This is a genomic window from Corticibacter populi, from assembly GCF_004217315.1.
GTDB classification, from domain to species: Bacteria; Pseudomonadota; Gammaproteobacteria; order Burkholderiales; family Burkholderiaceae_C; genus Lampropedia; species Lampropedia populi.
This window is the reverse complement of sequence record NZ_SGWR01000002.1, coordinates 543067-569324: the sequence shown is the minus strand read 5'-3', so window position 1 is coordinate 569324 and position 26258 is coordinate 543067. Positions and strand designations below refer to the sequence as shown.

Below are 26258 nucleotides of genomic sequence, written 5' to 3'. Positions count from 1 at the left end.
TGTTGAAATATGGGACTCCAGATATGGAAACCCAGATGGTACGGATGCCATTATCGAGTCTGACACCATGTCAATGTCAACACGCTTGGCGCCTGCCTTGACTGTGACAGCATGTCAGGGTTTATGCTGCCGAACCCATGGACCATTCCGTATCTTCTTCTCATCCGTCTGGCGCACCTCAATCGCCCGGTGCTGTCGCGCAGCAGTACGACATCGGTATCGATGGCATGACCTGCGCCTCCTGCGTGGCGCGGGTCGAGCGGGCGCTCGCCAAGGTGCCGGGCGTGGCGCAGGCCAGTGTCAACCTGGCCACCGAGTCGGCCCGCGTCACGGCGCCGGCGGGTCTGCAGGCGCGGCTGCAGCGCGCCATTCGCGATGCTGGCTACACGCCGCGCCTGGTGGCGGCGCAGCAGCGCGGCAGCGCGCCGGAATCGCCCTGGCAGGGCTTCGCTCCGGTGGCGCTGGGCCTGCTGCTGGCAGCGCCGCTGGTGCTGCCGATGCTGTTGCAGCCCTTCGGCCTGCACTGGATGCTGCCGGCCTGGGCGCAGTTCCTGCTGGCCACGCCGGTGCAGTTCGTGCTGGGTGCGCGCTTTTATCGGGCCGGCTGGCAGGCTGTGAAGGCGCGCGCCGGCAACATGGACCTGCTGGTGGCCATCGGCACCAGTGCCGCCTATGGCCTGTCGCTGTGGCTGTGGTGGCGCCATGCACAGGCGCCGCAGTCGCCCCATGCGGTGCACACGCCGCTGCACCTGTATTTCGAGGCTTCGGCGGTGGTGATTGCGCTGGTGCGGCTGGGCAAGTGGCTGGAGGCGCGTGCCAAGCGCCAGGCCCTCTCGGCCATCTCGGCCTTGCAGCAGCTGCGGCCGGATGTCGCCCATTTGGTGGACTTGCCGGCCGAGCGCGACATTCCACTCGATGAGGTGGTGGTGGGCGACCGGTTGGCCGTGCGCGCCGGCGAGCGCATTCCTGCCGATGGCACGGTGGTCGAGGGTGCCTCCGAGATCGACGAATCGATGCTGACCGGCGAGCCGCTGCCGGTGGTGCGCCAGCCGGGCGAGCGGGTCACCGGCGGCGCCGTCAACGGCTCGGGCCGGCTGGTGATCGCGGTCACGGCGGTGGGATCCGAATCGGTGCTGGCGCGCATCATCCGCCTGGTCGAGGATGCTCAGGCGCAGAAGGCGCCGATCCAGCGCTTGGTCGATCGGGTGGCGGCCGTGTTCGTGCCGGTGGTGCTGGTGCTGGCGCTGCTCACGGGCCTGGGCTGGTGGCTGGCCGGCAGCGGGCTGGAGCCGGCGCTGCTGCATGCCGTGGCGGTGCTGGTGATTGCCTGTCCGTGTGCGCTTGGGCTGGCCACGCCGGTGGCCATCATGGCCGGCACCGGAGTGGCCGCGCGCCACGGCATTCTGATCAAGGATGCCCAGGCGCTGGAGACGGCACACCGGGTGCGGCTGGTGGCCTTCGACAAAACCGGCACGCTGACGCTGGGACGACCGGAACTGGTGGCACTGGAGCCACTGCCGCAGGCGGCAGGCGTCGCCGTGCTGCCGGCATCCGCCTTGCTGGCGTTGGCCGCCGGCCTGCAGCAGGGCAGCAGCCACCCGCTGGCGCGGGCCGTGCAGCAGCAAGCGCAGCGCGAGCAGGTGCCCCCCGTGGCCGTCAGCCATGCGCGCGTGCTTGCCGGACGGGGCGTGCAGGCCTGCATCGACGGCCAATGGTGGGCGCTGGGCAGCCTGGCGTGGTGCGAGGAACTGGGCGTGGCGGTGCCGTCGGCGCTGCTGCAGCGGCCTGCCTTTGCTGGCGCCACGGTTTCGGCGCTGTTGCGGCTTGGCGCACCGCTGGCGGATGGCGGAGCGGATGCCATGACGGCTGAGGCGACACCGGTGGCCCTGCTGGCATTCCGGGATCTGCCCAAGCCCCATGCCGGTGCGGCGCTGGCGGCATTGCGTGCGCAGGGATGCGAGGTGGTCATGATCTCGGGCGACAACCGGCCGGCTGCGCTGGCGATGGCGGCGCAACTGGGCATCGATGCCGCGCACGTGCAGGCGCCGGTGCTGCCGGCCGACAAGGCCGCGCGCGTGCAGGCGCTGCGGCAGGACGGCGTGGTGGTGGCCATGGTGGGCGACGGCATCAACGATGCGCCGGCGCTGGCGGCGGCCGATATCGGCATCGCCATGGGCAATGGCACCGACGTGGCCATGGAGGCCGCCGGCATCACGCTGATGCGCGGTGATTTGATGTTGGTGGCGCAGGCACTGGAGCTGTCGCAGCGCACGGTGGTCAAGATCCGCCAGAACCTGTTCTGGGCCTTTGCCTACAACGTGATCGGTATTCCGTTTGCGGCCTTCGGCTTGCTCAGTCCGGTGGTGGCGGGTGCGGCGATGGCCGCCTCCAGCGTCAGCGTGATGGCCAATGCGCTGCTGCTGACGCGCTGGCGGCCGAGGGCGGCGCCGGCAACTGCGCCACAGGCGGAGTCAGCGAAAGCGCGGCGCGTCGGGTAGCTCGTTGCCGCCGGGCTGGCCGAGCCGGCCGTCCGGCGCAGGGAAGTGCGCGGCCAGCAGGGCCGAGACTTCGTCGATGGCCAGATCCAGCCCGGCCTCGTAGCGGCCGCTGCGCAGCGCCTCGGCCAGGTGGGCGACGGCATCCTGCCAAGCGTTGGCATCGACGCGCTGGCGCAGGCCGCGGTCGGCGACGATCTCGATGGCGTGCTCGGCCATCAGCAGGTAAATCAGCACGCCATTGTTGTGCTCGGTGTCCCACACGCCGGTCTTGCCAAAGAGCGCAATGGCCCGTGCGCGTGCGCTCTCGCCCGACCAGATGCAATGCGCCGGCAGACCACCCTCGACGTAGATGCAGATCTGGCCCTGGTGCGTGGCTTCGCTCGCGGCGATTTTCTCTGCCAGATGCTGTTGCAGTGCCGGCGTCATGAGGCGGCGCGCAGCGCCATCATGCCAGCGGTGCCGCCACAGGCGCAGCAGCTTGCCCGGCCAGCCCGCAGCGGGCGCCGCAGCCGTGCCGGATGGCGTGTGCCGATCGCCTACCATCGTCCCGAGGCGCCCCCGCCGCCAAAACTGCCGCCGCCACCGGAGCGAAAGCCACCGCTTCCACTGCTGCCGCCACTGCGCCCGCCGCCCCAGCCGCCGCGGCCGGAGCCGGTGCTGCCCAGACCGACCTTGCCGCTTGCCGAAAAGGCCAGCAAGGCGGTGACGATGCCGCCGCCAATGGCCACCAGCAGCATGGTGGTGGCAAAGTACAGCACCGCGCCGACGGCGGCGCCGCTGGCGAGTGCGCCGAGCTTGCGGCCCAGCAGCTGGCGCAGCACCGCGCTGCCCACGACGATGCCCAGATAGGCCAGCACGAGCAGCGATTCCCAGTTGATGGGGCTATGGGACGAGCCACCCGAAGGTGATGCCGCCGCAGGTGCGGGCAGGCTGTCGTCACCGGCCAGCCGGGCCGCCACGGCATCGATGCCGGCACTGATGGCAGTGGCAAAGTCACCCTGGCGCATGTGGGGCACCATCACGTTGTCGATGATGCGCGCGGCGGCGATGTCGGGCACGGTGCCCTCGAGCGCGCGCGCCACCTCGATGCGCAGCGCACGGTCCTGCTTGGCGATGAGCAGCAGCAGGCCGTCGCCGACGTCGCGGCGGCCGATCTTCCAGGCGCTGGCGACGCGATAGGCATAGGCGGCGATGTCCTCGGGCTGGGTGGTGGGCACCATCAGCACCACCACCTGCGTGCCAAAGCGCGTCTCGATGCCGGCGAGCTGGGTGCTGATCTGCTGCTGCGCGGCGGCATCGAGCGTGCCGGTCTGGTCGATGACACGGCCGCTGAGCGCCGGGATGGCCTGCAGCCCGGTCTGCGCCGCGCCGGCCGCCGGCCAGGCCAGCGTCAGGCACAGCAACGGGCCCAGCAACAGGCCCAGCAGGGTTGCCGGCAGAGCCTGCAGCGGCAATGGCAGCAGATGGCGCAGAGTGAGGCGAGGCATGGGTTGTGACGGCGGGCCTTGGTGGCGCGGTGAGCAGTTGCTTACTGCGCAGCCGGTTGGCCGCCCGAGAAGTCGACCTTCGGCGGGGTCGCGATGGCGGCTTCGTTGGCCACGCTGAAGGCCGGCTTCTCGTCATAGCCGAAGATCCGGGCCGTCAGGTTGGTCGGGAAGCTGCGGCGCAGCACGTTGTACTCCTGTACGGCCTGGATGTACTGGTTGCGGGCGACGGTGATGCGGTTCTCGGTGCCTTCGAGCGTCACGCGCAGGTCGCGAAAGCCCTGGTTGGCCTGAAGCGTGGGGTAGCTCTCGGCCACCGCCATCAGGCGCGAGAGCGCACCCGAGAGTTCGCCCTGGGCTTGTTGGAAGCGCGCCAGCGCCTGCGGGTCCTGCAGCGTCTCGGGCGTGACTTGGATCGAGGTAGCCTTGGCGCGGGCTTCGATCACCTGCGTGAGCGTGTCGCGCTCGAAGTTGGCCTCGCCCTGCACGGTGGCGACGATGTTGGGGATGAGGTCGGCGCGTCGCTGGTACTGGTTGACGACCTCGCTCCAGGCTGCCTTGGCCTGCTCGTCCAGGCGCTGGAAGTCGTTATAGCCGCAGCCGCCCAGCAGCAGGGTGAGGCTGGCGGCGAGCATGAGCCAGATGCGTTGCATGTGTGTTTCTCCTCGAATGGGTGATCCGGAAAATTCTACGCGGTTCGGGGTTCGCCAGGGACCGGCCCGGTCAGGGCCGTTCGAGCACCAGCAGCGGGTCGATGCGGACGTCGAACCAGTTCATGCCCCAGTGCAGGTGGGGCCCGGTGGCGCGGCCGGTGGCGCCGACGGCGGCGATCACCTGGCCTTGCTCGACGCGCTCGCCCACTTTCACGTCGATGCGCGAGAGGTGCAGGAAGTTGGAGCTGATGCCAAAGCCATGGTCGAGCAGCAGCGTTCCGCCGGTCAGGTAGAGGTTGTCCGCAGCGAAGGTGACGATGCCGGCCGCCGGTGCCTTGACCGGTGTGCCCGTTGGCGCGGCGATGTCCATGCCGGAGTGGCCGCTGCCGCTGGGCAGGCCGTTATAGACCCGCGCGTTGCCGAACCGGCCGCTGATGCGGCCCTGCACCGGCCAGATGAAGCGCTGGGCGAAATCGGCGCGGTCGTCGTCGCGCTCGCGCGCGGCCGTCACCTGGGCCTGCTCGCGGCGGATGCGCTCGGCAATCGCCGCTGGCGGGTTGACGGTCTTGGGCGGCACGCCATTGACGTATTCGGTAGGCCAGTCGCGGCCGGTCACGGCGATGCTGACGCTGCTGGCCTGTCCATCGGGGCTTTGCACCTGCAGCACGGCCGGGCCGGTCTCGTTGCGTCCCACGCCGAACACCACCGTGCCGTAGCCCGTGGTGCGCAGCGTGCGGTCGCGGTAGCGCACCGTGCTGCCCGGCACCACCCTGCCGATGACCATCGAGCCCTGTTGCACGCTGGCCGGAAACGCCAGGCGCGCATCGGCAGCCGGCGCAGCTTGCGCCAGCGCCGCGCCGGTCTGGCCCAGGCTGAGCGCCAGCAGCAGCGCGCCGGCCGGCCGGCGGGCGCACCACGCCACAATACGGCGGCCGTAGCGGCGGTGGATGCTATTCTTCGCGCAGGAATTCAAGATGGACATGCGTGTTTTTTGCCCATGAGGCGAGGTGTACGATGACAAGACGGGAATGGCGATCGGTGGCGCAGGGCCTGAGTGTAGTGCAGACCGGTGTTGGCAGGCGTGCGCTGTGCAGCGCACTGCTCGGTGCGCTGGCGGTGCTGGCACTGCCGCTGGCAGTCCAGGCACAGGCGGCGCCAGTGGCGGGCGCGGCGGTGGATGATCCGGGCCTCTCCGGCGCGTTTCCCAGCCGCACCATGACGATCATCGTCAACGGCGGTGCCGGCAGCCTGCCGGACATTTTCGCGCGTCCGCTGGCCGAAAAGCTCCACGCCGCGCTCGGCCAGCCGGTGGTGGTGGACAACCGGCCCGGCGCCGGTGGCATGGTGGCTTTGCAGCACCTCAAGGACAGCGATGGCAGCGGCCACACGCTGGCCATCGTCACCAATGCCCATGCGGTCTGGAGCCCCTATGTATTCCCCAAGCTCACCTATGACCCTGCCGTCGACCTCAAGCCCGTCAGCCCGGTGGCGGTGCTGCCGATGGCCTTGACGGTCAACCCGCAACTGCCGGTGAGCAATCTGGCTGAACTGCTGGCGCTGGCGCGGCGCGAGCCGGGCGTGCTCAACTACGCCAGCTCCGGCAACGGCAGCCCGCCGCACGTGCTCTTCGAGGTGCTGCGCGAGCAGGCCGGCGTCGACATCGTGCACGTGCCATTCAAGACCGGTCCTGACGCGCTGACCGCCACCGTGGCCGGCGACACCCAGGTCTACTGGGCCGGCACGGCGCTGGTCGAGCCGCTCGTCAAGAGCGGGCGGCTCAAGCTGCTGGCCGTCAGCCCGCATGTGGACAGTCCGACCTTTGCCGATGTGCCGACGCTGCAGCAGGAAGGCTTTGCCGGCTTCGAAAGCGCGGTCTGGCTCGGTGTGGTGACGCACCGCGATACGCCCGATGCGGTGGTGGCGCGCCTCAATCAGGTGATTGGCGAGGCCGTTGCCGACCCGGCCTTCGTGGCCACGATGGCCGCGCAGGGCTCCATTCCATACCATGACAGCGCGCAGGGCTTTGCCGCGCGCATCGCCGCCGAGCGGGCCGAGTGGGGCCCGGTACTCGAGCGCCTGGGCATCCGGCCGAACTGATGGTCTGACTGGCAGGGCCCCGCGAGGCCCGCCCGTGGGTCTCTGCCCTGGTCGAATATGACAAAACTGTCATCAAATCCTGCTACCTTTGCCTTCTACAATAGCGGCCACTTCCCGGAGTCCGCAGCCCGTCCATGATTGCCGCGGCTGGGCCGCACACCGGACGTTTTTTGCAGCATGCCCCTTCTGATCATCGAACCCCCGCCGCGTGACATCACGGCGCAAACGCCCCTGGCCTTTGCCTTCAGCGGCGATGGCCAGACGCTGGAGCAGGCCGGGCAGGGCCTTGCTGCCCTCCTGCCGCGGCCCGGCAAGGGCACGCAGGTGGTGCTGGTGGTGCCCGTGCAATTGCTGTCGTGGCATCGCATCAAGCTGCCCAAGGTGCCGCTGAAGGACCGCCAACGTCTGCGCGCCGTGCTGCAGGGCCTGCTCGAGGACCAACTGCTCGACGACGTCAGCCAGCTGCATTTTTCGCTGGCTCCGGATGCCGCCGCCGGTCAGGCCAGCTGGGTGTCGGTGTGCCGCGTGGCCTGGCTGGAATCCGCGCTGGATGTGCTGGCCGCAGCCGGTCTGGTGGTCCAGCGCATCGTGCCGGCCTTCGCACCCGAAGCCCCGGCGCAGGAGGATGCCGTTGTCACACCTCGGTTGCTGGCGCTTGGTACCGAAGATGCCCCCTGGCTGGTGATTCGCGGCGCCGACGGTGATGGCCAGGTGCTGGCCCTGCCGCTGACGCCGGCGGCTGGCGCCATGGATCTGGTGGCGGCGCTCTCGCCCGAGACCGTGGTCGATGCCGAGCCGGCCGTCTATCAACTGGCGCAGCAGCGCCTGGGCCGGCCAGTGCGCCTGTTCGAAACCGGCGACCGCCTGTTGCAGGCCGCCGGTGGCGCCTGGAGTCTGGCGCAGTTCCAGTTCGCCAATTCCGGCCGTGACCGGCTGGCCCAGGGCCTGGCCAGCGGCACGCAGAACCTGCTGCGCGCTCCGCAGTGGCGTCCGGCCCGCTGGGGCCTGCTGGTGCTGGTGCTGGCGCAGTTGCTGGGAGTCAACGTCTGGGCCTGGCAGGCCCGCCAGCAGCTCGATGACAAGCGCGACCAGATCAACAGCCTGTTCGCCACCACTTTCCCGAGCGTGCCGGTGGTGGTCGATGCGCCGCTGCAGATGCGCCGTGAACTGCAACGCCTGCAGCAGCAAAGCGGCGCGCTCACGCACGGCTCCTTCGAGGTGCTGGCCGCCGCCGTCGGCGCAACGCTGCCGGCCGGCCAGTTGCCGCAGACCCTGCAATACGAAGGCCAAAGCCTGCTGCTGGGCGGGCTGACGCTCGATGACGCAGCCTTTGCCCTCTGGCAGGCTGCGCTGGCCGAGCGCGGTCTGCAGGCCGATTGGCAGGATACGGCAGTGCGCATCGCGCTGCGACCCGGAGAAGGTCCATGAGCGTGCGCACCCAGATTCGCCAGCAATGGCAGGGTATGCAGCCGCGCGAGCGCAGGCTGGTTGCGGGCGCGGTGCTGGTGGTGCTGGCCGCGCTGGTCTGGTGGCTGGCGCTCGCGCCGGCCCTGCAGACCGCGCGGGGGTTCGATGCCGCCAGCCGCGCGCTGGATACGCAGGTCCAGCAGATGCAGCGGCTGCGCCAACAAGCGCTGCAGTACCGCGAGCAGACCAGCAATGTGAGCCCGGCCGCTGCCGGCCGCCACATCCAGGCCGCCACCACGCGCCTGCTGGGCGATGCGGCGCAGCTCACCACCGTGGGCGAGCAGAGCACGGTGCGCCTGCAGAATGTGCCGGCGCCTGCGCTGCAGGCCTGGCTGCAGGAGGTGCGCGAGGGCGCGCGCAGTCAGCCGGTACAGGTGGACATTCGCCACGCGCCCGGTGGCGACGGCGCGCCGCTGGTCTGGAGTGGCACGGTGGTGCTGGCCCTGCCAGCGGCGGCACCGTAGATGGCAATGCGCCAACGTGTGCGTCCCCAGCGGGCGGCCGCTGCCGCTTCCCGCACCCCTGGCCTGCGGCGCTGGGCGGTGCTGGGCGCGCTGCTGGGCATGCTGCTGGCACTGCTGCTGTTTGCCCCGGCGCGCTGGTTGGCGGCCGCCGTGGCCGCCGCCAGCGGCCAGCAGGTGCTGCTGCAGGATGCGCGGGGCACCGTCTGGAATGGCACGGCGCAACTGGTGCTCAGCGGTGGCACGGGCAGCCGCGATCAAATGGTGCTGCCGGGTCATCTCGATTGGCGCATCCGGCCTGCCTGGTTGGGCGCCGATGTGCATTTGCTGCCCGATTGTTGCGCCAGCGCGCCGCTGGCGGCCCGGCTGCGGCTGGGCTGGCAGCGTGTGGCGGTCACGGTGGAGGACCACGCCAGCCAGTGGCCGGCAAGCCTGCTGCAGGGCCTGGGCGCACCCTGGAACACCTTGCAGCTCGATGGCACGCTGACCCTGCAGCTGCGCCAGTTCGGCTGGCAATCGGTGCAGGGGCGCGATCTGCTGCGCGGCACGGCCGAGCTGTCGCTGCGCAATGCCAGTTCCAGCCTCACCACCATCCGCCCCATGGGCAGTTATCGACTTATCATGCGGGGGGCCGAGACGGTGGAGCTGACGCTGAGCACCGATGCCGGGCCGCTGCAGCTCAGTGGCAGTGGGCAGTGGCAGGGCGGCCGCCTGCGCTTTGCCGGCGAGGCCAGCGCAGCACCCGAGCACCTGCCCGCGCTCTCCAATCTGCTGAGTCTGCTGGGTCGCCGCGATGGGCCACGCGCCATTCTCAATTTCTGAAGCCGTTTATGCATTTCTCCAAACGAATGACGACCCTCTCCGACGTCCCGGCCCGGGCCACGCGACCGCAGCAGCCATTGCGCGCCCACCGGTCCGGGCTGGCGTTCTGCGCCCAGGCCGCGCTGGCGCTGCTGGTGGCCATGCAGGGCAGCGGCGCGGCCTGGGCGCAGAATGCCAGCTCCGGCGCCGGCGGGCAGCCCAGCATCCGCCAGGGTGAACCGGTGACGCTCAACTTCGAGAACGCCGAGATCGAGGCAGTGGCACGGGCCATGGCCACCATCACCGGCCGCAACGTGGTGGTCGATCCGCGCGTGCGCGGCACCATCAACCTGGTGACCGGCCATCCGGTCTCGGCACAGACGGCGATGGACCAGTTCATGGTGGCGCTGCGCATGCAGGGTTTCACGATGGTCGAAGCCGCCGGCCTCTACAAGGTGGTGCCCGAGGCCGACGCCAAGCTGCAGACCGGCGTGGTCAACGTGACCGAGGGGGCCTTTCCGACGCGGGCACCGACGGGCGGCCAGATCGTCACGCAAATATTCCGCCTGCAGCACGAGAATGCCGCCAACCTGGTGCCCACGCTGCGGCCGCTGATCAGCCCCAACAACACCATCAACGTCAATCCCGGCACCAATGCGCTGGTCATCACCGACTATGCCGACAATCTCTCGCGCATTGCGCGGATCGTGGCCGCGCTGGATGTCAGCAATGCCAGCGACATCGATGTGATCCCGCTGCAGCACGCCATTGCCACCGACCTGGCCGTGCTGGTGAACCGGTTGATCGAGGGCGGTGGTGCCAGTGCCGTGTCCGCCGCTGCCGGCGGCGCCCAGAATGCCGTCGCCAGCGGCGATCTCTACCGCACCGCGGTGCTGGCCGACTCGCGCAGCAACAGTCTGGTGGTGCGGGCGGCCAATCCGGCGCGCGCGGCGCTGGTACGCTCGCTGGTGGCCCGGCTCGACCGGCCCACCGCCGAGACCGACAGCGGCAACATCCATGTCGTGTACCTGCGCAATGCCGATGCGGTGCAACTGGCCGGCACCCTGCGCGCGGCCATTGCGGCCGATCCCGGCTTTGCCAGCCAGACCACGGGCGGCGGCGCCGGCGCGGGGGCCGGCAATGCCAGCGGCGGCCAAACCTCCGGTGGCGGACTGACGGCCGTCAGCGAGGGTGGCAGTGCCACCTCATCGAGCGGCGTCTCGGGCTCCAGCAGCTCTGCCAATCCGACCGGCAGCAATCTGCTGGGTGGTGTCCAGCAGACCAGCACCGGCGGGCAGATCCAGGCCGACCCCGTCAACAATGCCCTGATCATCAGCGCGCCGGCGCCGCTGTACCGCCAGATGCGGGCCGTGATCGACCAGCTCGACACGCGGCGCGCGCAGATCTATGTCGAGGCCTTGATTGCCGAAGTGGCGGCCGACAATACCAGCGCCCTGGGCGTACAGTGGCTGGGGCTGGCATCGGACAGCAATGGCTACATCGGTGGCGGCACCAACTTCGGCACCACCGGCAACCTAGTGACGAATGCGGCCAACTACGCGCTGGAGAACTATACCGGCATGAGTCTTGGGCAAGGCATGAACATCGGTCTCTACAAAGGCTCGCTGGCGGTGCTCGCCAGTGCACTGGAGACCAAGACCAATGCCAACATCCTCTCGACGCCAACCCTGCTGACGCTGGACAACCAGGAAGCCAAGATCACCATCGGCCAGAACGTGCCGGTGGCCACCGGTTCGTATTCGACCACCGGCTCCAGCTCCACGGTCAATCCCTACACGACCTACGAGCGCATGGACGTGGGGCTGGTGCTCAACATCCGTCCGCAGATCAATGCCGATGGGACCATCAAGCTGCAGATCTACCAGGAAGTCTCCAGCATCTCGGGCTCGCTGGGCTCCAGCACGACGGACTCCACCAACCTGGTGACCAACAAGCGCACCATTGCCTCGACAGTGCTGGTGCAGGACGGCAACACCGCCGTGCTGGGCGGGCTGATCCAGGATCAGCTCGACATCACCAACAGCTCCGTGCCGGTGCTGGGTGACCTGCCGCTGATCGGCGGGCTGTTCCGCAGCCAGAGCCGCAGCCGCAGCAAGACCAACCTGATGGTGTTCCTGCGCCCGGTGATCCTGCAGGACAGCCAGAGCATGGACCGGTTGGCACTCGACCGCTACGACATGATCCGCACGCTGCAGATCCAGGATCAGCCACGGCCGAGTAGCGTGCTGTCGGTCAACACCGGGCCGGTACTGCCCGAGTACCCGAACGCGGCACAACTGACTGCGGAAGACGGTGCTGTACCGCGCCCGCTGGTGGCGCCCTTCGAGCAGCCGCAGCCCGCCGCAGCCACGCCGGCGGCGCCCGCAGCCCAGCTGGCACCAGCGGCCCAGCCGGCCGTGCGGCGCGCCGTGGACATCCGTGATGTGCAGTCCGGTGACGCCAGTTGGGGCGCCTACTGATTGGCGATGAACGGACATCGGCCGCGCGTTCCGAGAGAGCAATGACCCGGCAGGGCCGAACCCTGCCATGCAGGCACTGGATTTCCCATGCACCACCCGCTTCCCTATGCCTTTGCCCGCACCGCCCAGCTGCTGCTGGAGGACGACGGACAGGGCGGCCTGACACTCTGGCATGCGCCCAGCCCCAACGCCAGCGCGCTGGGCGAGGTGTTGCGCAAGCATCCGGTGCAGGATTTGCGCGTCATCGATGCCGCGCAGCTGGCCCAGCGCATCAGTGCCGCCTATTCGGGCAGCGAATCGAGCGCCGCCACCGTGGTCAGCGAAGTCGAGGGTGTGGCCGATCTCACCCGCATGATGCAGGAGCTGCCGGCGGTGGAGGACCTGCTGGAAACCGCCGATGACGCGCCCATCATCCGCATGCTCAATGCGCTGTTGACGCAGGCCGCGCGCGATGGCGCCAGCGACATCCACATCGAACCCTACGAACGCCATTCCAGCGTGCGTTTGCGCATCGATGGCACGCTGCGCGAGATCGTCCAGCCCAATCGCGCGCTGCATGCGGCGCTGATATCGCGCCTGAAGATCATGGCGGACCTGGACATCGCCGAGAAGCGCCTGCCGCAGGACGGCCGCATTGCGTTGCGGCTGGGCACCCGCGCCATCGACGTGCGCGTCTCCACGCTGCCCAATGCACATGGCGAGCGCGCCGTGCTGCGTCTTCTGGACAAGAGCGAAGGGCGCCTGAGTCTGGAGGCGGTTGGCATGCAGGGCGAGACGCTGCAACGCTTCGAGCGCCTCATCCACCAGCCCCATGGGATTCTGCTGGTGACCGGGCCGACCGGCTCGGGCAAGACCACCACGCTGTATGCCGCCCTGCACCGGCTCGATGCGCGCCAGCAGAACATCATGACGGTGGAAGACCCTATCGAGTACGAGCTGTCCGGCGTTGGCCAGACCCAGGTCAACAGCAAGATCGAGATGGATTTCGCCACCGCGCTGCGCGCCATCCTGCGCCAGGACCCGGACGTCATCATGATCGGTGAAATCCGCGACTTCGAGACCGCGCAGATCGCCATCCAGGCCTCGCTGACCGGCCACTTGGTGTTGGCGACACTGCACACCAACGATTCGGCCAGTGCCGTCACGCGGCTGATCGACATGGGGGTCGAACCCTTTCTGCTGTCCTCTTCACTGCTGGGCGTACTGGCGCAGCGCCTGGTGCGCAAGTATTGCCTGCACTGCCACGGCCAAGGCTGCGAACGCTGCAACCAGAGTGGCTACCACGGCCGCACCGGCGTGTTCGAGCTGCTGGTGGTGGACGAGGCCATTCGTGCGCAGATCCACGGCGAGGGTGCCGAATCGCGCATTCGCGAACTGGCGCTGGCCGGCGGTATGCAGCTGATGCGCGACGATGGCCAGCGGCTGGTGCGCGAAGGCATCACCAGCCCCGAAGAGGTGCTGCGCGTCACGCGCGAGTGAACCCCGGCGAGGCTGGCATCCTCGCGCCAGCGCCGTTTACAGCGGCCGGCCCAGGCGTTTCTCGACCTGGCGCTTTTCCCATTGTGCGCCGAGAAATGGCGTCACCTCGAATGCCGCCGCCGCATGGACCAGTAGCCCGATGCCCCATCCCAGGGCGGGCCAGATGAACCACAGCGTGGAGGGGTTGGTGAGTAGATTGATGATGCACAGCAGTGGTATCATCAGGCAGTACTGGGTCAGGTGGATGTAAAAGCCCTTGAGCTTTCTCACCTGCAGGAAGGCATGCTGCTCTTCCAGTTCGGGGGCGGTTGCTGTTGCCATGTTGTCCTCGTTGCTGATGGCGGAAAACTCGATCTCGAAGACCGAGGCCAGTGCTTTCAAGGTTTCCATGCTGGCCGGCTGGCCCCGCTCGATCCGCTGAATGGTCCGGACGCTGAGTCCGCACAACTGCGCAAGCTGTTGTTGCGACCATCCGCGTTGAAGTCTGAGTTTTTGGACAAGCATGGGCATTCCTTGGTTTCACCAGCGTCAGTCTGGGGGCATTCGACCGCAGCGGCAACGACATGGGCATGACAGGCACCCGACACCGGCCCGACAACGGCAGGTCAGATACGGGCCCGGCGCCATCCATTCTCGTGCAGGAGAGCGATTTCTCCATCCAAAAGGAAAAAGCCAGGCCAGCCCACAAAGGCTGGCCTAGCTGGTTGCCGTTGATGGCGGGTGCTTACTTTTGCGGACGGATCAGCACATACTGCGCCCATTCGTCACGCCGCACCAGCACGCTCACCGGCCGCTTGCTGTCGAGCCTGCGGATCGCCGCGTTGAAGCTGGCCAGATCCAGCACCTCGGTCTGGCCGACGGCCAGCACCACGTCGCCGGGGCGAATGCCGGCTTGGGCCGCGGCGTCGCTGGCCGCCTGCACCAGCACACCGCCACGCACGCCCAGAGACTGCTTCTGGGCAGCCGGCAGGTCCTGCACCGTCAGGCCCAGCGCGTCGGCCTTGGCGGTGGCCTCGCCACTGGCGGCCGGCCCGTCACTGGCCGAGGCGCTGCTGGCATCCTTGATCTCTTCGATTGTGACCGGTAGCTCAAGCGATTTGCCGCGGCGGAACACCGTGATGGTGCCCTTGCTGCCCGGCGCCGTGTTGCCCACCAGCCGCGGCAGGTCGGAGACGCGGTTGATGACCGTGCCGTTGTAGTGGGTGATGATGTCGCCGGCCTGGACGCCGGCCTTCTGCGCCGGCGAATCCGTTTCCACTGCCGAGACCAGCGCCCCGGTGGAGCGGTTTTCCAGGCCCAGTGACTCGGCGATCTCGCCGCTCACCGGACCGACCTGCACGCCGATGCGCCCGCGCACCACGCGGCCGCTCTTCTTGAGCTGATCACTGACGTGGATGGCCTCGTCGATCGGGATGGCAAACGAGATGCCCATGAAGCCGCCCGAGCGCGAATAGATCTGGCTGTTGATGCCGACCACCTCGCCGCGCAGATTGATCAGCGGGCCGCCCGAGTTGCCCGGGTTGATGGCCACGTCGGTCTGGATGAAGGGCAGGTACTCTCCGGTGTCACGCTGCTTGGCGCTGACGATGCCGGCCGTGACGCTGTTGTCCAGGCCGAACGGCGAGCCAATGGCCATCACCCACTCGCCCACCTTGAGCTGGTCGATATTGCCGATGCGCACGGCGGGCAGGCCGCTGGCCTCGATCTTGAGCAAGGCCACATCGGTGCGCTGGTCGGAGCCGATCACCTTGGCCTTGAATTCTCGCTCGTCGGTGAGGGTGACGATGACATCCTCAGCGTCCTCGACGACGTGATGGTTGGTCAGGATGTAGCCGTCGGCGCTGAGGATGAAGCCCGAGCCGACGCCGCGTGGCACGGTGCGCGATTCGGGTTGCTGCGGCTCACCCTGCTGGCCGGGCTGGCCCGGCACCGGAATGCCGAACTGGCGGAAGAATTCCAGCATGTCCTCATCCATGCCGCGCAGGCGCGGGTTGCGGTTGTTCACGCGCGCGGTGGTACGGATGTTCACCACCGATGGGCCGACGGCCTCGACCAGTTGCGTGAAGTCGGGCAGGCCCGCCAGGGCCGGGGCGGCCGGGCTCACGGGGGCAGTGGTTGCGGGCGCTTCCTGCGCTGCCGATGGTGCGGCATAGAAGGTGGCGAGCCCTGCCCCGGACGACATGGCCAGGGCCATTGCGGTGGCGGCCCAGAGTTTCGAAGTTCTTGCAGATGTGCTCATGGTTGCGTATACCTTTCAAAGCATGCCGGTGAGTAGGCCTTGCTGTGCTGTCCGCGATGGACTGGCCTGCCCATGGACCGGAACGTACCCCGTCTAAGAAGCGATTGGTCTCCGTTTGGTTCCGCATGATGACGCATATCGCATGCCGTGGTGGCATAGATGCTGTACAGACGAAGAAAAACCCTGCCAGGGCAGGGTTGGATGGTTTGGTCACATCGCAGCAGGGTGGCTGGACAGAGGCCCCTGTCTCTCCGCAAAGGCCTGCGCCAGCGCTATTGCGCGCGGCCTGAGTTGAAATTGGCGTTGCGCAGAAAGGGGGCCGGTGCCTGCAGGGCATTCGTGTTGGCGTACTGGCGGGCCAGCAGTTCATCGAGTTGCGGGTCGCGAATGATCTCGCCGGCGGCCAATGCCTGGCTGACCGTCGGCGGCGAGGATTCCGCCACCAGGATGGGGCCATTCTGACGAGCATTGCCGCCGGGCGCTGCAGCCAGCTGCATGCCTTCCCCACTATTGCCTGCGCCCGGCAGACTGGCGAAACTGTGCCAGCCGATGGCCGTCACGGCCGCCAGCGAGGCAAAGCCCGCGACCATCTTCCAGCGGAACACCGAGGCATTGGCGGCAGGGAGATCAGGCTGCGCCGTCACGGCCTGCAGTGCCGGCGCGGGCTGCAGGGCCGCAGGCTGCGCCTCTTCGGCCAGACGCCCGCGCAACCGCGTCAGAAATGCCGCGGAGTCGGCAACATAGACATGGTTCTGCGAGCGCAGCGCATCGCCGATCAGGTGGTAGCGGCTCCATGCCGCATGGTCCGGCGCATCGAGTGCGTCAAGGCGTTGCATCAGCGCTTCACACTCGCGCTTGGAAAGCTCTCCATCGACCAGGGCCGAGAGCCATTCTTCCGTGGCGACCGCAGAAGCAGGTGCCTGCACATGCATGTTGGACTGGGGATGTTGTTGCGCTTGCATGGCTACCTCAAAAACTCATCATCACCGTATCGACATTGCGTATGGCTGATTGGACGAACAAATACCGCATTGGTTCACTCGATCCAGCCATTTTCTTTACCATTCTTTACCAGCATGCTTCACCAGCGTTTGCCGCTGCGGTTCTCCAGCAGCGGCTTGACGCGCGCCGAGATGGCCTCGCGGGCGCGGAAGATGCGCGAGCGCACGGTGCCGATGGGGCAGTCCATGGCCTCGGCAATCGCCTCGTAGCTCAGGCCTTCGATCTCGCGCAGCGTCACCGCCTGGCGCAGATCCTCCGGCAAGTCTTCCATGGCGGCATTGACCGCAGCGGCAATCTCCTTGGCCGCCATCACCGTTTCGGGTGTTTCTGCCGTGGTAAGTTCCATCAGGCTGGGGCCATTTTCGTCGTCGCCCTCGCGCGGGCGCAGCGCGCTCTCGCTGATGGTGGGGTCGCGCTTCATGTCGCTAAGTGTCTTCTTGGCGGTGTTGACCGCGATGCGATAAAGCCAGGTGTAGAACTGCGCATCGCCGCGGAACTGGTGCAGCGCGCGATAGGCGCGGATGAAGGTTTCCTGCGCGATGTCCTCGACCAGGTCGGTGTCGCGCACCATGCGTGCAATCAGCCGCTCGATGCGGCGCTGGTACTTGACGACCAGCAGCTCATAGGCGCGTTGATCGCCTGCCAGTGTGCGCTCGACCAGTTGCAGGTCACTGGCGTCATCGCGGCTGGCGGCTTGCTTGTCGGTCATGAGAAAGTGGTGTGTGCAAAGAGGGGAATGGTGGAGCCAATGGGCCGGTGCAGCCGGCGCGCGCCGCTACCATGTGCTCGGCTCGTGGCGTTCAGGCCGCCGGCTCGGCACCATCCGCATGGGAATATACCGCACGGCGCAGGGCTGGCCAGCGCGCGGGCGCAGTCTGCCGCTCCAGCCAGAGCCATTGCGGCAGCGGCGTGGTGGCCGCGTTCGCCGCTGCATCAGTCGTGGCATGCTGGCAGCGCAGCAGCATGGCGTGTTGCCAATCCCAGGCGAGCGTGGGAATGCAGTCATGACCTGTCGCAGCGGAGCCGTCGATCCACTGCCAGCCATGGCCGGTCCAGCATAGCGTGCCATGGGGGCTGCGGCGCCACTGCCGTGCGATGGCAACGCTGCCGAGCAGCCACAGCAGCATCGCCAGGACCATCGGGGCGGTCTCACTGGCGCTGGCCGCGCTGATGCGTGGCCAGATCCATGCCAGAAGTGCCATCAGCGAGGCGGAGCTGCAAGCCAGCAGCAGCACGCCAAGGCGACGGCTGCGTTGCACCGGATAGTGCAAGGCGGGGGCATGATGGCGGCCTGGCATGGAGTGCGTAAAAGGCAGGACAGCCCCCGTGATTCACGGGCACCTGATCCTGCCTTGCCGTGGCCTCAGATGCGTTTGAAGACCAGAGTGCCGTTGGTGCCGCCGAAGCCGAAGTTGTTCTTGACGGCCACGTCCACGCGGGCGTCGCGGGCTACATTGGCGCAGTAGTCCAGATCGCACTCCGGATCGAGGTTGTCGAGGTTGATGGTCGGCGGAATCTTTTGTTCGTGCACCGCCAGTACCGTGAACACGCTCTCGAGCCCGCCTGCGCCACCCAGCAGGTGACCGGTCATGGACTTGGTGGAGCTGACCACGATGCCTTTCGCATGCTCGCCCAGCGCGGCCTTGATGGCGTTGGACTCGTTGATGTCGCCCAGCGGCGTCGAGGTGCCGTGGGCATTGAGGTAGTCGACATCTTCCGGGTTCACACCGGCGTTGCGCAGTGCATTGATCATGGAGCGGCGCGGACCATCGACATTGGGCGCCGTGATGTGGCTGGCATCGCTGCTCATGCCGAATCCGGCCAGCTCCGCATAGATGCGGGCGCCGCGCTTCCTGGCATGCTCGTATTCTTCCAGCACCAGCACGCCGGCACCTTCGCCGAGCACGAAGCCATCGCGGTCCTTGTCCCAGGGGCGGGAGGCGGCCTGCGGATCGTCATTGCGGGTGGAGAGGGCCTTCATTGCGGCAAAGCCACCGATGCCCAGTGGGCAGACGGTCGATTCGGCACCGCCGGCGACCATCACGTCGACATCGCCGTATTCGATGAGGCGGCCGGCCTCGCCGATGGAATGCAGGCCCGTGGTGCAGGCTGTGACCATCGACAGGTTGGGGCCCTTGAGCCCGAGCCGGATGGAGACCTGGCCAGCGACCAGATTGATGATGGTCGAGGGCACGAAAAAGGGTGAGATGCGTCGGGCCCCGCGGCTCATGAACTCCGCATAGTTGCTCTCGATCAACGGCAGCCCGCCGATGCCCGAGCCAATGACCACGCCACTGCGTTCGGAAAGCTCGTCGGACAGGGCCTCGCCCACTGGCAAGCCTGAATCCGCCCAGGCCTGATGAGCTGCCACGATGCCGTAATGGATGAAGGTATCCATTGACCGGGCTTCCTTGGCACTGATATAGGGGCTGATGTCCAGATCGCGGACCTCTGCGGCAATGCGCGTCGAGAAGGTCGAGGCATCGAACTTGGTGATGGGGCCTACACCGGATTGGCCGGCCAGGAGATTCGACCAGGCGTCGGAAACCGTATTGCCGACCGGACTGACACAACCCAGCCCGGTGACGACGACTCTGCGGCGACTCATGCGTTGCTATCTTTCAGAAAGAGGAATGCCGGATGGGTGCCACCCACACGGGGGCAGCCCGCGCAATCAGGCCTTGTGATGGGCGTTGGCGTAGTCGATGGCGGCCTGGACGGTGGTGATTTTCTCGGCGTCTTCGTCCGGAATCTCGATCTCGAATTCGTCTTCGAGCGCCATGACCAGCTCCACGGTATCCAGGGAATCAGCGCCCAGATCAGTCACGAATGACTTTTCATTGGTCACCTGGGACTCTTCAACGCCCAGCTGTTCAGCAATGATTTTCTTAACGCGTGCTTCGATATCGCTCATGTAGGTCCCTCTGAGGGTAGTCAATGAACCCGGGATTCTAGTCGTTCCCACATCCATTGTGGGAAAAACCCGCCGCCCGGGCAATGCGGCGCCCTGCCACGCAGGGAATCTCATGGAGATGCAATCGGGCCGAAAGCGGCGCCAGCACCCCCTGTTTATACATTACATCAGCATCCCGCCGTTGACATGCAGCTCCTGCCCGGTCACGTAGGCGGCGCGCGGCGAGGCCAGGTAGGCGACCGCATAGGCGATGTCCTCGGGGCTGCCCAGGCGGCCCAGCGGAATCTGGCTCTTGAGCGCCTCGTGCTGCGCTTCGGGCAGCGCATCGGTCATGTCGGTGGCGATGAAACCCGGCGCGATGCAGTTGACGGTGATGCCGCGGCTGCCCAGCTCGCGTGCCAGCGCGCGCGTCATGCCGGCCACGCCGGCCTTGGCGGCCGCATAGTTGGCCTGGCCGATGTTGCCCATGGCGCCGACCACGCTGGTGATGCTGATGATGCGGCCCTGGCGCTGCTTCATCATCGGCCGGATGGCCGCACGGCTGAGGCGGAAAACGGCACTCAGATTGGTGTCGAGCACGGCGTTCCAGTCGTCGTCCTTCATGCGCATGGCCAGCGTGTCGCGGGTGATGCCGGCATTGTTGACGAGGACGTGCAGCGCGCCGAATTCCTTGACGATCTGTTCGATCAGCGCGTCACCCGCGGCAGCGTCGTTGACGTTGAGTACCGCGCCGCGCGACGCCGCGTTGATGGCGCCGAGCCTCTGCGTGATCTTCTCGGCACCGGCGGCGCTGGTGGCGGTGCCGATTACGGTGTAGCCCTGACTGGCCAGTTCGTCGGCGATGGCCGCGCCAATACCGCGCGAGGCGCCAGTCACCAAGGCGATCTGGACGGAGGGGGATGGGGTGCTTGCAGTGCTCATGCGAGGGACTCCTTGACGGCTTGCAGGGTTTGCGGGTCGTACAGGGCGGCGGCGCTCAGTGCGGGCGCAATGCGCTTGGCCATGCCGGTCAGCACCTTGCCGGGCCCGCACTCGACGATGTGGGTGATGCCGCGCGCCTCGATGGCTTGCACGGTCTCGACCCAGCGCACCGGGCCGAAGGCCTGGCGGTACAGGGCGTCGCGGATGGCGGCGGCGTCGCCGGCCTCGGCTACGTCGATGTTGTTGATGACGGGAATGCGCGGCGCCTGGATGGCCACTGCCTCGAGTGCCACGCGCAGTTTGTCGGCGGCGGGCTTCATCAGGCTGGAGTGGAACGGCGCGGAAACCGGCAGCGGCAGCACGCGCTTGGCGCCGGCCGCCTTGAGGGCCTCGGCAGCGGCTTCCACGCCCGCCCTGGTGCCAGCGATCACGGTCTGCGTCGGGTCATTGAAGTTGACAGCTTCGGCGACGTCCTGCGTGCCCTTGGCCTGCAGTTCGGCAGTGGCCTGCTGGCAGATGGCGGTGACCTGCGCGGCCTCCAGCCCCAGCACGGCCGCCATGGCGCCGGCACCGACGGGCACGGCCTCCTGCATGGCGGCAGCACGCAGGCGCACCAGCGGCGCGGCCTGGGCCAGGGTCAGCGCATCGGCAGCCACCAGCGCGGAGTATTCACCCAGCGAATGGCCGGCCATGGCCGCAGGGTCGGCGCCGCCCTCGGCCTTCCAGGCGCGCCAGGCGGCGACGGCGGCAACCAGCATCACGGGCTGGGTGTTGGTGGTCAGCGCCAGAGCCTCCTTGGGGCCGTCGTGGATCAGCCGGGCGATGTCCTCGCCGAGCGCGTCGGAGGCTTCCTGCAGGGTCTGGCGCACGGCGGGGTGGTCGCCCCAGGCATCGAGCATGCCGACGGATTGCGAGCCCTGGCCGGGGAAAACGAATGCGAATGAAGTCATGGCAGTCATCGAAACGAAATGGTAGGGGCGTTGGTCGCAGGCAGCGCAGGCCTTGCTCAAAGCTGCGCGATCACGGCGCCCCAGGTGAAGCCGCCGCCGACGCCTTCCATCAGAAAGCGCTGGCCGGGCTGGATCATGCCGCTGCGCACTGCGTGATCGAGTGCCAGCGGGATCGAGGCGGCCGAGGTGTTGCCGTGCTCGCCGACGGTGACCACCACGCGCTCGGGCGGCAGGTGCAGCTTGCGGGCGGTGCTTTGCATGATGCGGATGTTGGCCTGGTGCGGCACCAGCCAGTCGATGTCGGAGAGTTCCAAGCCAGCCTTGTCGAGCGCGGCGCGGGCGGCCTTGTCGAGCAGGCCGACGGCCAGCTTGAAGACGGCCTGGCCGTCCATGTGCAGAAGCGGCTCGCCAATCACGCCACCACCGTAGACATTGCCGGGCACGCACAGGATGTCGCGGTACTGGCCATCGGCGTGGATGTCGCTGGCCAGAATGCCGGGCTGTTCGGAGGCTTCCAGCACCACGGCGCCAGCGCCGTCGCCGAACAGCACGCAAGTGGTGCGGTCCTGGAAGTTGAGGATGCGGCTGAACACTTCGGCGCCCACCACCAGGGCGCAGCGGGCCGTGCCGGCGCGAATCATCGCATCGGCCACCGTCAGCGCGTAGATGAAGCCGCTGCAGACGGCCTGCACGTCAAAGGCCGGACAGCCATTGGCACCGAGCTTGTGCTGCAGGATCGAAGCCGTCGAGGGGAACACCATGTCCGGCGTCGAGGTGGCGACGATGATCAGGTCGATGTCCTGTGGCGCACGGCCGGCGGCCTGCAGGGCCTGGCGCGCGGCGTGCAGGCCCAGCTCGCTGCTGGGCACGTCCCGCTCGGCGAAGTGGCGCGCATGGATGCCGGTGCGCTCCACGATCCATTCGTCGGAAGTCTCGATGCCTTGCTCGGCCAGTTGGGCGGCCAGTTCGTGGTTGGTCACCTTGCGCGGTGGCAGGTAGCTGCCGGTGCCGGTGATGCGTGAGAAAGTACTCATGGATGGTCGACGACGGTCAAGGAAGGGATTGGCGCACGGCATGGACGCAAGCCCGGGTTCCATGAGCATTCATGGAAAGAACGGGGACGTCAAGATACGCAGACACGGGACCAGAACTCTTCGGGCATGGGCTCAGAACAGCGCCGATGCCTGCTGGACACGGCGCTGGATCTTGTCCAGCAACTGGTTGTCGGCGGCGTCGAGCGCGCGGCCCAAGGCATACTCGAAAGCCATGGCATCGGCCGAGCCGTGGCTCTTGAAGACCAGCCCGCGCAGGCCCAGCAGAGCCGCGCCATTGTGGCGGCGCGGATCGACCCGGCGCTTGAAGGCATTGAGCACCGGCAGGGCCACCAGCGCGGCCGCCTTGGTCAGCAGGTTGCGCGAGAACTCCTGCTTGAGCAGCGTCGAGACCATCGAGGCTAGCCCTTCGGTGGCCTTGAGGGTGACGTTGCCGACGAAGCCGTCGCAGACGACGATGTCGGTCGTGCCCTTGAAGATGTCATTGCCCTCGACGTTGCCGTAGAAATTGATCACCGACGACTGGCCGGCTTGGCGCAGCAGTTCGCCAGCGCGCTTGATCATCTCGCTGCCCTTGATGGCTTCGGAGCCGACATTGAGCAGCCCCACCGAGGGGTTGTCGCGTGACTTGAGCGCGGCATCGAGTGCCGATCCGAGTACGGCGAACTGCAGCAGGTGGTGCTCGGTGCAGTCGACGTTGGCACCCAGGTCCAGCACCGTCGTGGCGCCGCCCTTGACGTTGGGCAGCGGGTAGGCGATGGCGGGCCGCTCGATGCCGTCGAGCGTCTTGAGCAGGTAGCGGGCGATGGCCATCAGCGCGCCGGTGTTGCCGGCCGAGACGGCGGCCTGGGCGCGGCCGTTCTTGACCTGTTCGAGGGTCAGGCGCATCGACGACTGCTTCTTGTGCCGCATGGCGACCTCGACCGGGTCGTCCATGGCCACGACTTCCGCCGCGTGCACGATCTCGGCGCGGGGATGCTGAAAGCTGGCGAGCAGATCCTGCTGTCCGACCAACAGCAGGCGAACATCGGGCCGCTTGTCCAGCAGCCGGCGGCAGGCCGGCAGGGTGACGGCCGGGCCGAAATCGCCGCCCATGCAGTCAACGGCGAGAGTGGTCACATTCTGCGACACGGATTACGCTTTCATCGAGCAGCAAGCGCGCTGCCGTGGCAACGCAGCATGCACGAGACATCGGCAATGCGACACGCCGCATCCTGCAATGCCCTCCGGCAGGGCAGAGCCTTCGAGAGCGGCAGGACAGGACACGCGTGCGGCTTCAGACTTCGGTCGACTTGTTCTTGAGCACGCGGCGGCCACGGTAGAAGCCTTCCGGGCTGATGTGGTGACGCAGGTGCACTTCACCGGTGGTCGGCTCGATGGCGATGCCAGGGTTCTTCAGCGCATTGTGCGAGCGGTGCATGCCGCGCTTGGAAGGAGACTTTTTGTTTTGTTGAACGGCCATGGTCGGCTCCTGGAAAAATCAGCAAAAGCGCCCTGCCTGGCAGGCCGCTTCAACACGGTTGGAAAAGGGTTTGCTGCAGACACACGCCTTACAGGGCAAGACTGGCCTTTTGCGCAAAAGCCGACCATTATATGTGACGGCCGCCCAAATGCAAATGCCGCCGTTTCGGGAAGCGCCTGTAGCGGCCTGCTTAGTCGGCATTCTCGCCGCCGCGGGCTGGGCCGCCACGCAGGCCGGCCAACTGCGCGAAGGGGTTGCGCCGGGTGGAGCCGGCTTCGGCAAAGCCCTCGGTTTCCTGCTGCAGCGCGGCGGGTGGCTGGCAGTTGTCGTGCAGCGGCACCTCCGGCAGGGCCAGCAGCATGTCATCCTCGATCACCTGCTGCATGTTCAACGGGCCGTCCAGCGCCAGCACATCCTCGTCGGCCAGTTCATCCTCCTGCTCGGCCTGTTCCTCGGTGGCGACGAAGCGGAACCACTGGTGTGTCTCGATCGGGGTGTCGACGGGCTCCAGGCAGCGCTGGCATTGCAGCGGCAGGCGGGTACTGGCTTCGGCCAGCAGCCAGGGCTGGGCGTCGCCGGCTGCGGTATGGCGCAGTTCGCCGTGCAGGCGCCAGTGCACGGGTTGCGCCGGTGCCGGCCTGACCGATTCTTCGGCCAGACGCGGGAAATCGGCCAGAGGAGTCGTGCCGGTGGCGTCTTCGCCAGCCTGGGCAAAGGCCTTGACGTCAAGGCGCTTGAGATTGAATGACTTGTCCATTCCCCCAAGTGTAATGGTGGCCGTGCGCGGGTGCCGGCCAGGACATTCGCATGGGTGCCGGCGCAAAGCCGCCAGGGCCGATCGGGCGCCGGAGCGCGGCGCAAAACGTATGACAATAGCGCGCATGACATTCGATGCATCACCGCGGCCAGAGCTGCCGCGTCGCCTGATTCTGGGTTCGACTTCGCGCTACCGACGCGAATTGCTGCAGCGGTTGGGCCTGCCATTCGATTGCGAGGCCCCTCAGGTGGACGAGACGCCGCAACCGGGCGAGGCGCCGCGCGCGCTGGCCGAACGCCTGGCCTTGGCCAAGGCTCGCGATGTGGCGCGCCGCCATCCAGAGACCATCGTGATCGGTTCGGACCAGGTCGCCGACCTGCATGGGCAGCCGCTGGGCAAGCCGCTCGTGCATGCACGTGCCGTTGCGCAGCTGCAACAGATGAGCGGCCAGACGGTGGTGTTCCACACGGCTGTGGCGGTGGTCTGCGAGGCGTTGGGTTTGGAGGCCCGCCAGGTGGCTGAGGTCCGCACCCGCTTTCGCACGCTGTCGGCCAGCGAGATTGAGCGCTATCTGCTGGCCGAACGGCCTTACGACTGCGCCGGCAGTGCCAAGAGCGAGGGCCTGGGCATCAGTTTGCTCGAGGCCATCGACAATGATGATCCGACGGCCTTGATCGGCCTGCCGCTGATTCGCACCTGTGCGATGCTGCGGGACGCCGGGCTGCAGATTCCATGAGCGCGCCGCTGTCGCCCGGCGTGGTGCCGGGCCGTCTGCTGCTGGTGCCGGCGCCGCTGGATTTCGGCTGTGCCGAGCCCGTGCCGCTTGAGGACGTATTGCCTGCGCGCACGCTGCGCGAAGCGGCGCGGCTGCAATACTGGATTGCCGAGAACGCCAAGACGGCGCGGGCCTACCTCAAGCGCGTCGATGCCCTGTACCCGCTCGCCCAGCCGCTGCAGGCGCTGCACATTGCCGAGCTGCCGCGTGCGGTGCACAAGCAGGGCGACCATGCCGGTGGCAAAGGCGGCGTGGCCGGTTTCGATGCGCGCGAGTTGCTGCGGCCTGCGCTGGAGGGGCACGATGTGGGCCTCGTCAGCGAGGCGGGCATGCCGGGCGTGGCCGATCCCGGCTCATCGGTGGTGCGCAGCGCGCACCAACTGGGCATGGCGGTGCTGCCATTGAGCGGCCCGGTGTCGCTGCTGCTGGCACTGGCTGCCAGCGGGCTCAACGGCCAGAGCTTTGCCTTCATCGGCTATCTGCCGCAGGAGGAGGGCGCGCGCGCCGCACAGCTGCACAAGATCGAAGCGCATGCTCGGCGCAGCGGGCAGGCGCAGATCTTCATCGAGACGCCCTATCGCAACGGCAAGCTGTGGCAGGCCTTGCTGGCCGAACTGCAGCCGGATACCTGGCTGTCGGTCAGTGCGGGGCTGAGCCTGCCGCAGGCACGCAGCGAGAGCCGCAGCGTGGCGCAATGGCGCAAGCGTGGCGGGGCATGTCCGGCCGATGGCAGGACGCCGGCGGTGTTCGCGCTGGGCTGCTGATG

The 26258-nt window shown here is 67.6% G+C and carries 26 protein-coding genes; 9 read left to right on the top strand and 17 right to left on the bottom strand.

The genetic code is table 11. The features are described from left to right. Window positions 1-137 precede the first annotated feature (137 nt). A complete protein-coding gene (locus EV687_RS08745; protein WP_122231779.1) occupies window positions 138-2498 on the top strand; it encodes a heavy metal translocating P-type ATPase in 2361 nt (786 codons plus the stop codon). Here EV687_RS08745 and EV687_RS08740 read toward each other — a convergent pair. The 4 genes from EV687_RS08740 to EV687_RS08725 form a co-directional block, all read right to left on the bottom strand. Next, on the bottom strand, window positions 2472-3041 hold the full coding sequence (locus EV687_RS08740; protein ID WP_122231778.1) for a TPM domain-containing protein: 570 nt from the start codon (window positions 3039-3041) through the stop codon (window positions 2472-2474). The genes EV687_RS08745 and EV687_RS08740 overlap by 27 nt on opposite strands. Then, window positions 3035-3985, bottom strand: coding sequence for a TPM domain-containing protein (locus EV687_RS08735; protein ID WP_122231777.1), 951 nt, complete (start codon window positions 3983-3985; stop codon window positions 3035-3037). Before EV687_RS08735 ends, EV687_RS08740 begins: the two co-directional genes overlap by 7 nt. Window positions 3986-4026: 41 nt before the next feature. Beyond that, the gene (locus tag EV687_RS08730; protein WP_122231776.1) at window positions 4027-4635 is read right to left on the bottom strand and encodes a LemA family protein; all 609 of its coding nucleotides are present in this window, start codon (window positions 4633-4635) and stop codon (window positions 4027-4029) included. 70 nt (window positions 4636-4705) lie between these two features. After that, window positions 4706-5617, bottom strand: coding sequence for a M23 family metallopeptidase (locus EV687_RS08725; RefSeq protein WP_122231775.1), 912 nt, complete (start codon window positions 5615-5617; stop codon window positions 4706-4708). A gap of 32 nt (window positions 5618-5649) precedes the next feature. Between EV687_RS08725 and EV687_RS08720 the strand changes: the two genes are divergently transcribed. From EV687_RS08720 to EV687_RS08695, 6 genes are all read left to right on the top strand, one after another. Then, window positions 5650-6732 carry a Bug family tripartite tricarboxylate transporter substrate binding protein gene (locus EV687_RS08720; RefSeq protein WP_242612551.1) on the top strand — a complete coding sequence of 361 codons (1083 nt, stop codon included), beginning with the start codon at window positions 5650-5652 and terminating at the stop codon, window positions 6730-6732. Between the two features lie 177 nt (window positions 6733-6909). Next, window positions 6910-8160, top strand: a complete 1251-nt coding sequence (gspL, locus tag EV687_RS08715) for a type II secretion system protein GspL (RefSeq protein WP_122231774.1) — start codon at window positions 6910-6912, stop codon at window positions 8158-8160. Next, on the top strand, window positions 8157-8663 hold the full coding sequence (gene gspM, locus EV687_RS08710; RefSeq protein ID WP_122231773.1) for a type II secretion system protein GspM: 507 nt from the start codon (window positions 8157-8159) through the stop codon (window positions 8661-8663). The genes gspL and gspM overlap by 4 nt, the downstream gene beginning before the upstream one ends. Beyond that, window positions 8664-9482: a type II secretion system protein N gene (gspN, locus tag EV687_RS08705; RefSeq protein WP_341273251.1), complete on the top strand. Its 819-nt coding sequence runs from the start codon at window positions 8664-8666 to the stop codon at window positions 9480-9482. Between the two features lie 26 nt (window positions 9483-9508). Beyond that, complete coding sequence (gene gspD, locus EV687_RS08700) at window positions 9509-11941, top strand: type II secretion system secretin GspD (protein ID WP_122231772.1); 2433 nt, start codon at window positions 9509-9511, stop codon at window positions 11939-11941. Window positions 11942-12028: 87 nt separating this feature from the next. Further along, entirely contained in the window at window positions 12029-13420 is a 1392-nt protein-coding gene (locus EV687_RS08695) for a GspE/PulE family protein (RefSeq protein WP_122231771.1), read from the top strand. A gap of 36 nt (window positions 13421-13456) precedes the next feature. On the opposite strand, the gene EV687_RS08690 is transcribed toward EV687_RS08695, so the two are convergent. The 13 genes from EV687_RS08690 to EV687_RS08630 all read right to left on the bottom strand — a co-directional run bounded on the left by EV687_RS08690 (window position 13457) and on the right by EV687_RS08630 (window position 24717). After that, the gene (locus EV687_RS08690; RefSeq protein WP_122231858.1) at window positions 13457-13924 is read right to left on the bottom strand and encodes a 2TM domain-containing protein; all 468 of its coding nucleotides are present in this window, start codon (window positions 13922-13924) and stop codon (window positions 13457-13459) included. Between the two features lie 220 nt (window positions 13925-14144). Next, window positions 14145-15659 carry a DegQ family serine endoprotease gene (locus tag EV687_RS08685; RefSeq protein ID WP_242612550.1) on the bottom strand — a complete coding sequence of 505 codons (1515 nt, stop codon included), beginning with the start codon at window positions 15657-15659 and terminating at the stop codon, window positions 14145-14147. A gap of 272 nt (window positions 15660-15931) precedes the next feature. Further along, on the bottom strand, window positions 15932-16621 hold the full coding sequence (locus EV687_RS08680) for a sigma-E factor negative regulatory protein (RefSeq protein WP_242612549.1): 690 nt from the start codon (window positions 16619-16621) through the stop codon (window positions 15932-15934). 119 nt (window positions 16622-16740) lie between these two features. Next, window positions 16741-17370, bottom strand: coding sequence for an RNA polymerase sigma factor RpoE (rpoE, locus tag EV687_RS08675; protein WP_122231769.1), 630 nt, complete (start codon window positions 17368-17370; stop codon window positions 16741-16743). 91 nt (window positions 17371-17461) lie between these two features. Then, entirely contained in the window at window positions 17462-17959 is a 498-nt protein-coding gene (locus EV687_RS08670; protein WP_122231768.1) for a hypothetical protein, read from the bottom strand. A gap of 65 nt (window positions 17960-18024) precedes the next feature. Then, window positions 18025-19269 carry a beta-ketoacyl-ACP synthase II gene (gene fabF / locus EV687_RS08665; protein ID WP_122231767.1) on the bottom strand — a complete coding sequence of 415 codons (1245 nt, stop codon included), beginning with the start codon at window positions 19267-19269 and terminating at the stop codon, window positions 18025-18027. 66 nt (window positions 19270-19335) lie between these two features. Continuing rightward, on the bottom strand, window positions 19336-19575 hold the full coding sequence (gene acpP / locus EV687_RS08660; RefSeq protein ID WP_122231766.1) for an acyl carrier protein: 240 nt from the start codon (window positions 19573-19575) through the stop codon (window positions 19336-19338). 162 nt (window positions 19576-19737) lie between these two features. Next, window positions 19738-20496 (bottom strand): 3-oxoacyl-ACP reductase FabG, encoded by a 759-nt coding sequence (gene fabG / locus EV687_RS08655; RefSeq protein WP_122231765.1) that lies wholly within the window; start codon window positions 20494-20496, stop codon window positions 19738-19740. Further along, complete coding sequence (gene fabD, locus EV687_RS08650) at window positions 20493-21446, bottom strand: ACP S-malonyltransferase (RefSeq protein WP_122231856.1); 954 nt, start codon at window positions 21444-21446, stop codon at window positions 20493-20495. The genes fabG and fabD overlap by 4 nt, the downstream gene beginning before the upstream one ends. A gap of 56 nt (window positions 21447-21502) precedes the next feature. After that, window positions 21503-22480: a beta-ketoacyl-ACP synthase III gene (locus EV687_RS08645; RefSeq protein ID WP_122231764.1), complete on the bottom strand. Its 978-nt coding sequence runs from the start codon at window positions 22478-22480 to the stop codon at window positions 21503-21505. Window positions 22481-22612: 132 nt separating this feature from the next. Further along, on the bottom strand, window positions 22613-23617 hold the full coding sequence (gene plsX, locus EV687_RS08640; RefSeq protein WP_122231855.1) for a phosphate acyltransferase PlsX: 1005 nt from the start codon (window positions 23615-23617) through the stop codon (window positions 22613-22615). 157 nt (window positions 23618-23774) lie between these two features. Then, entirely contained in the window at window positions 23775-23960 is a 186-nt protein-coding gene (gene rpmF / locus EV687_RS08635) for a 50S ribosomal protein L32 (RefSeq protein ID WP_122231763.1), read from the bottom strand. A gap of 190 nt (window positions 23961-24150) precedes the next feature. Next, complete coding sequence (locus EV687_RS08630; RefSeq protein WP_162846675.1) at window positions 24151-24717, bottom strand: YceD family protein; 567 nt, start codon at window positions 24715-24717, stop codon at window positions 24151-24153. 124 nt (window positions 24718-24841) lie between these two features. On the opposite strand from EV687_RS08630, the gene EV687_RS08625 reads away from it, so the two are divergent. Both EV687_RS08625 and EV687_RS08620 read left to right on the top strand, forming a co-directional pair. Further along, window positions 24842-25453 carry a Maf family protein gene (locus EV687_RS08625; RefSeq protein WP_122231761.1) on the top strand — a complete coding sequence of 204 codons (612 nt, stop codon included), beginning with the start codon at window positions 24842-24844 and terminating at the stop codon, window positions 25451-25453. Next, complete coding sequence (locus tag EV687_RS08620) at window positions 25450-26256, top strand: SAM-dependent methyltransferase (RefSeq protein ID WP_122231760.1); 807 nt, start codon at window positions 25450-25452, stop codon at window positions 26254-26256. Before EV687_RS08625 ends, EV687_RS08620 begins: the two co-directional genes overlap by 4 nt. Window positions 26257-26258 lie beyond the last annotated feature (2 nt).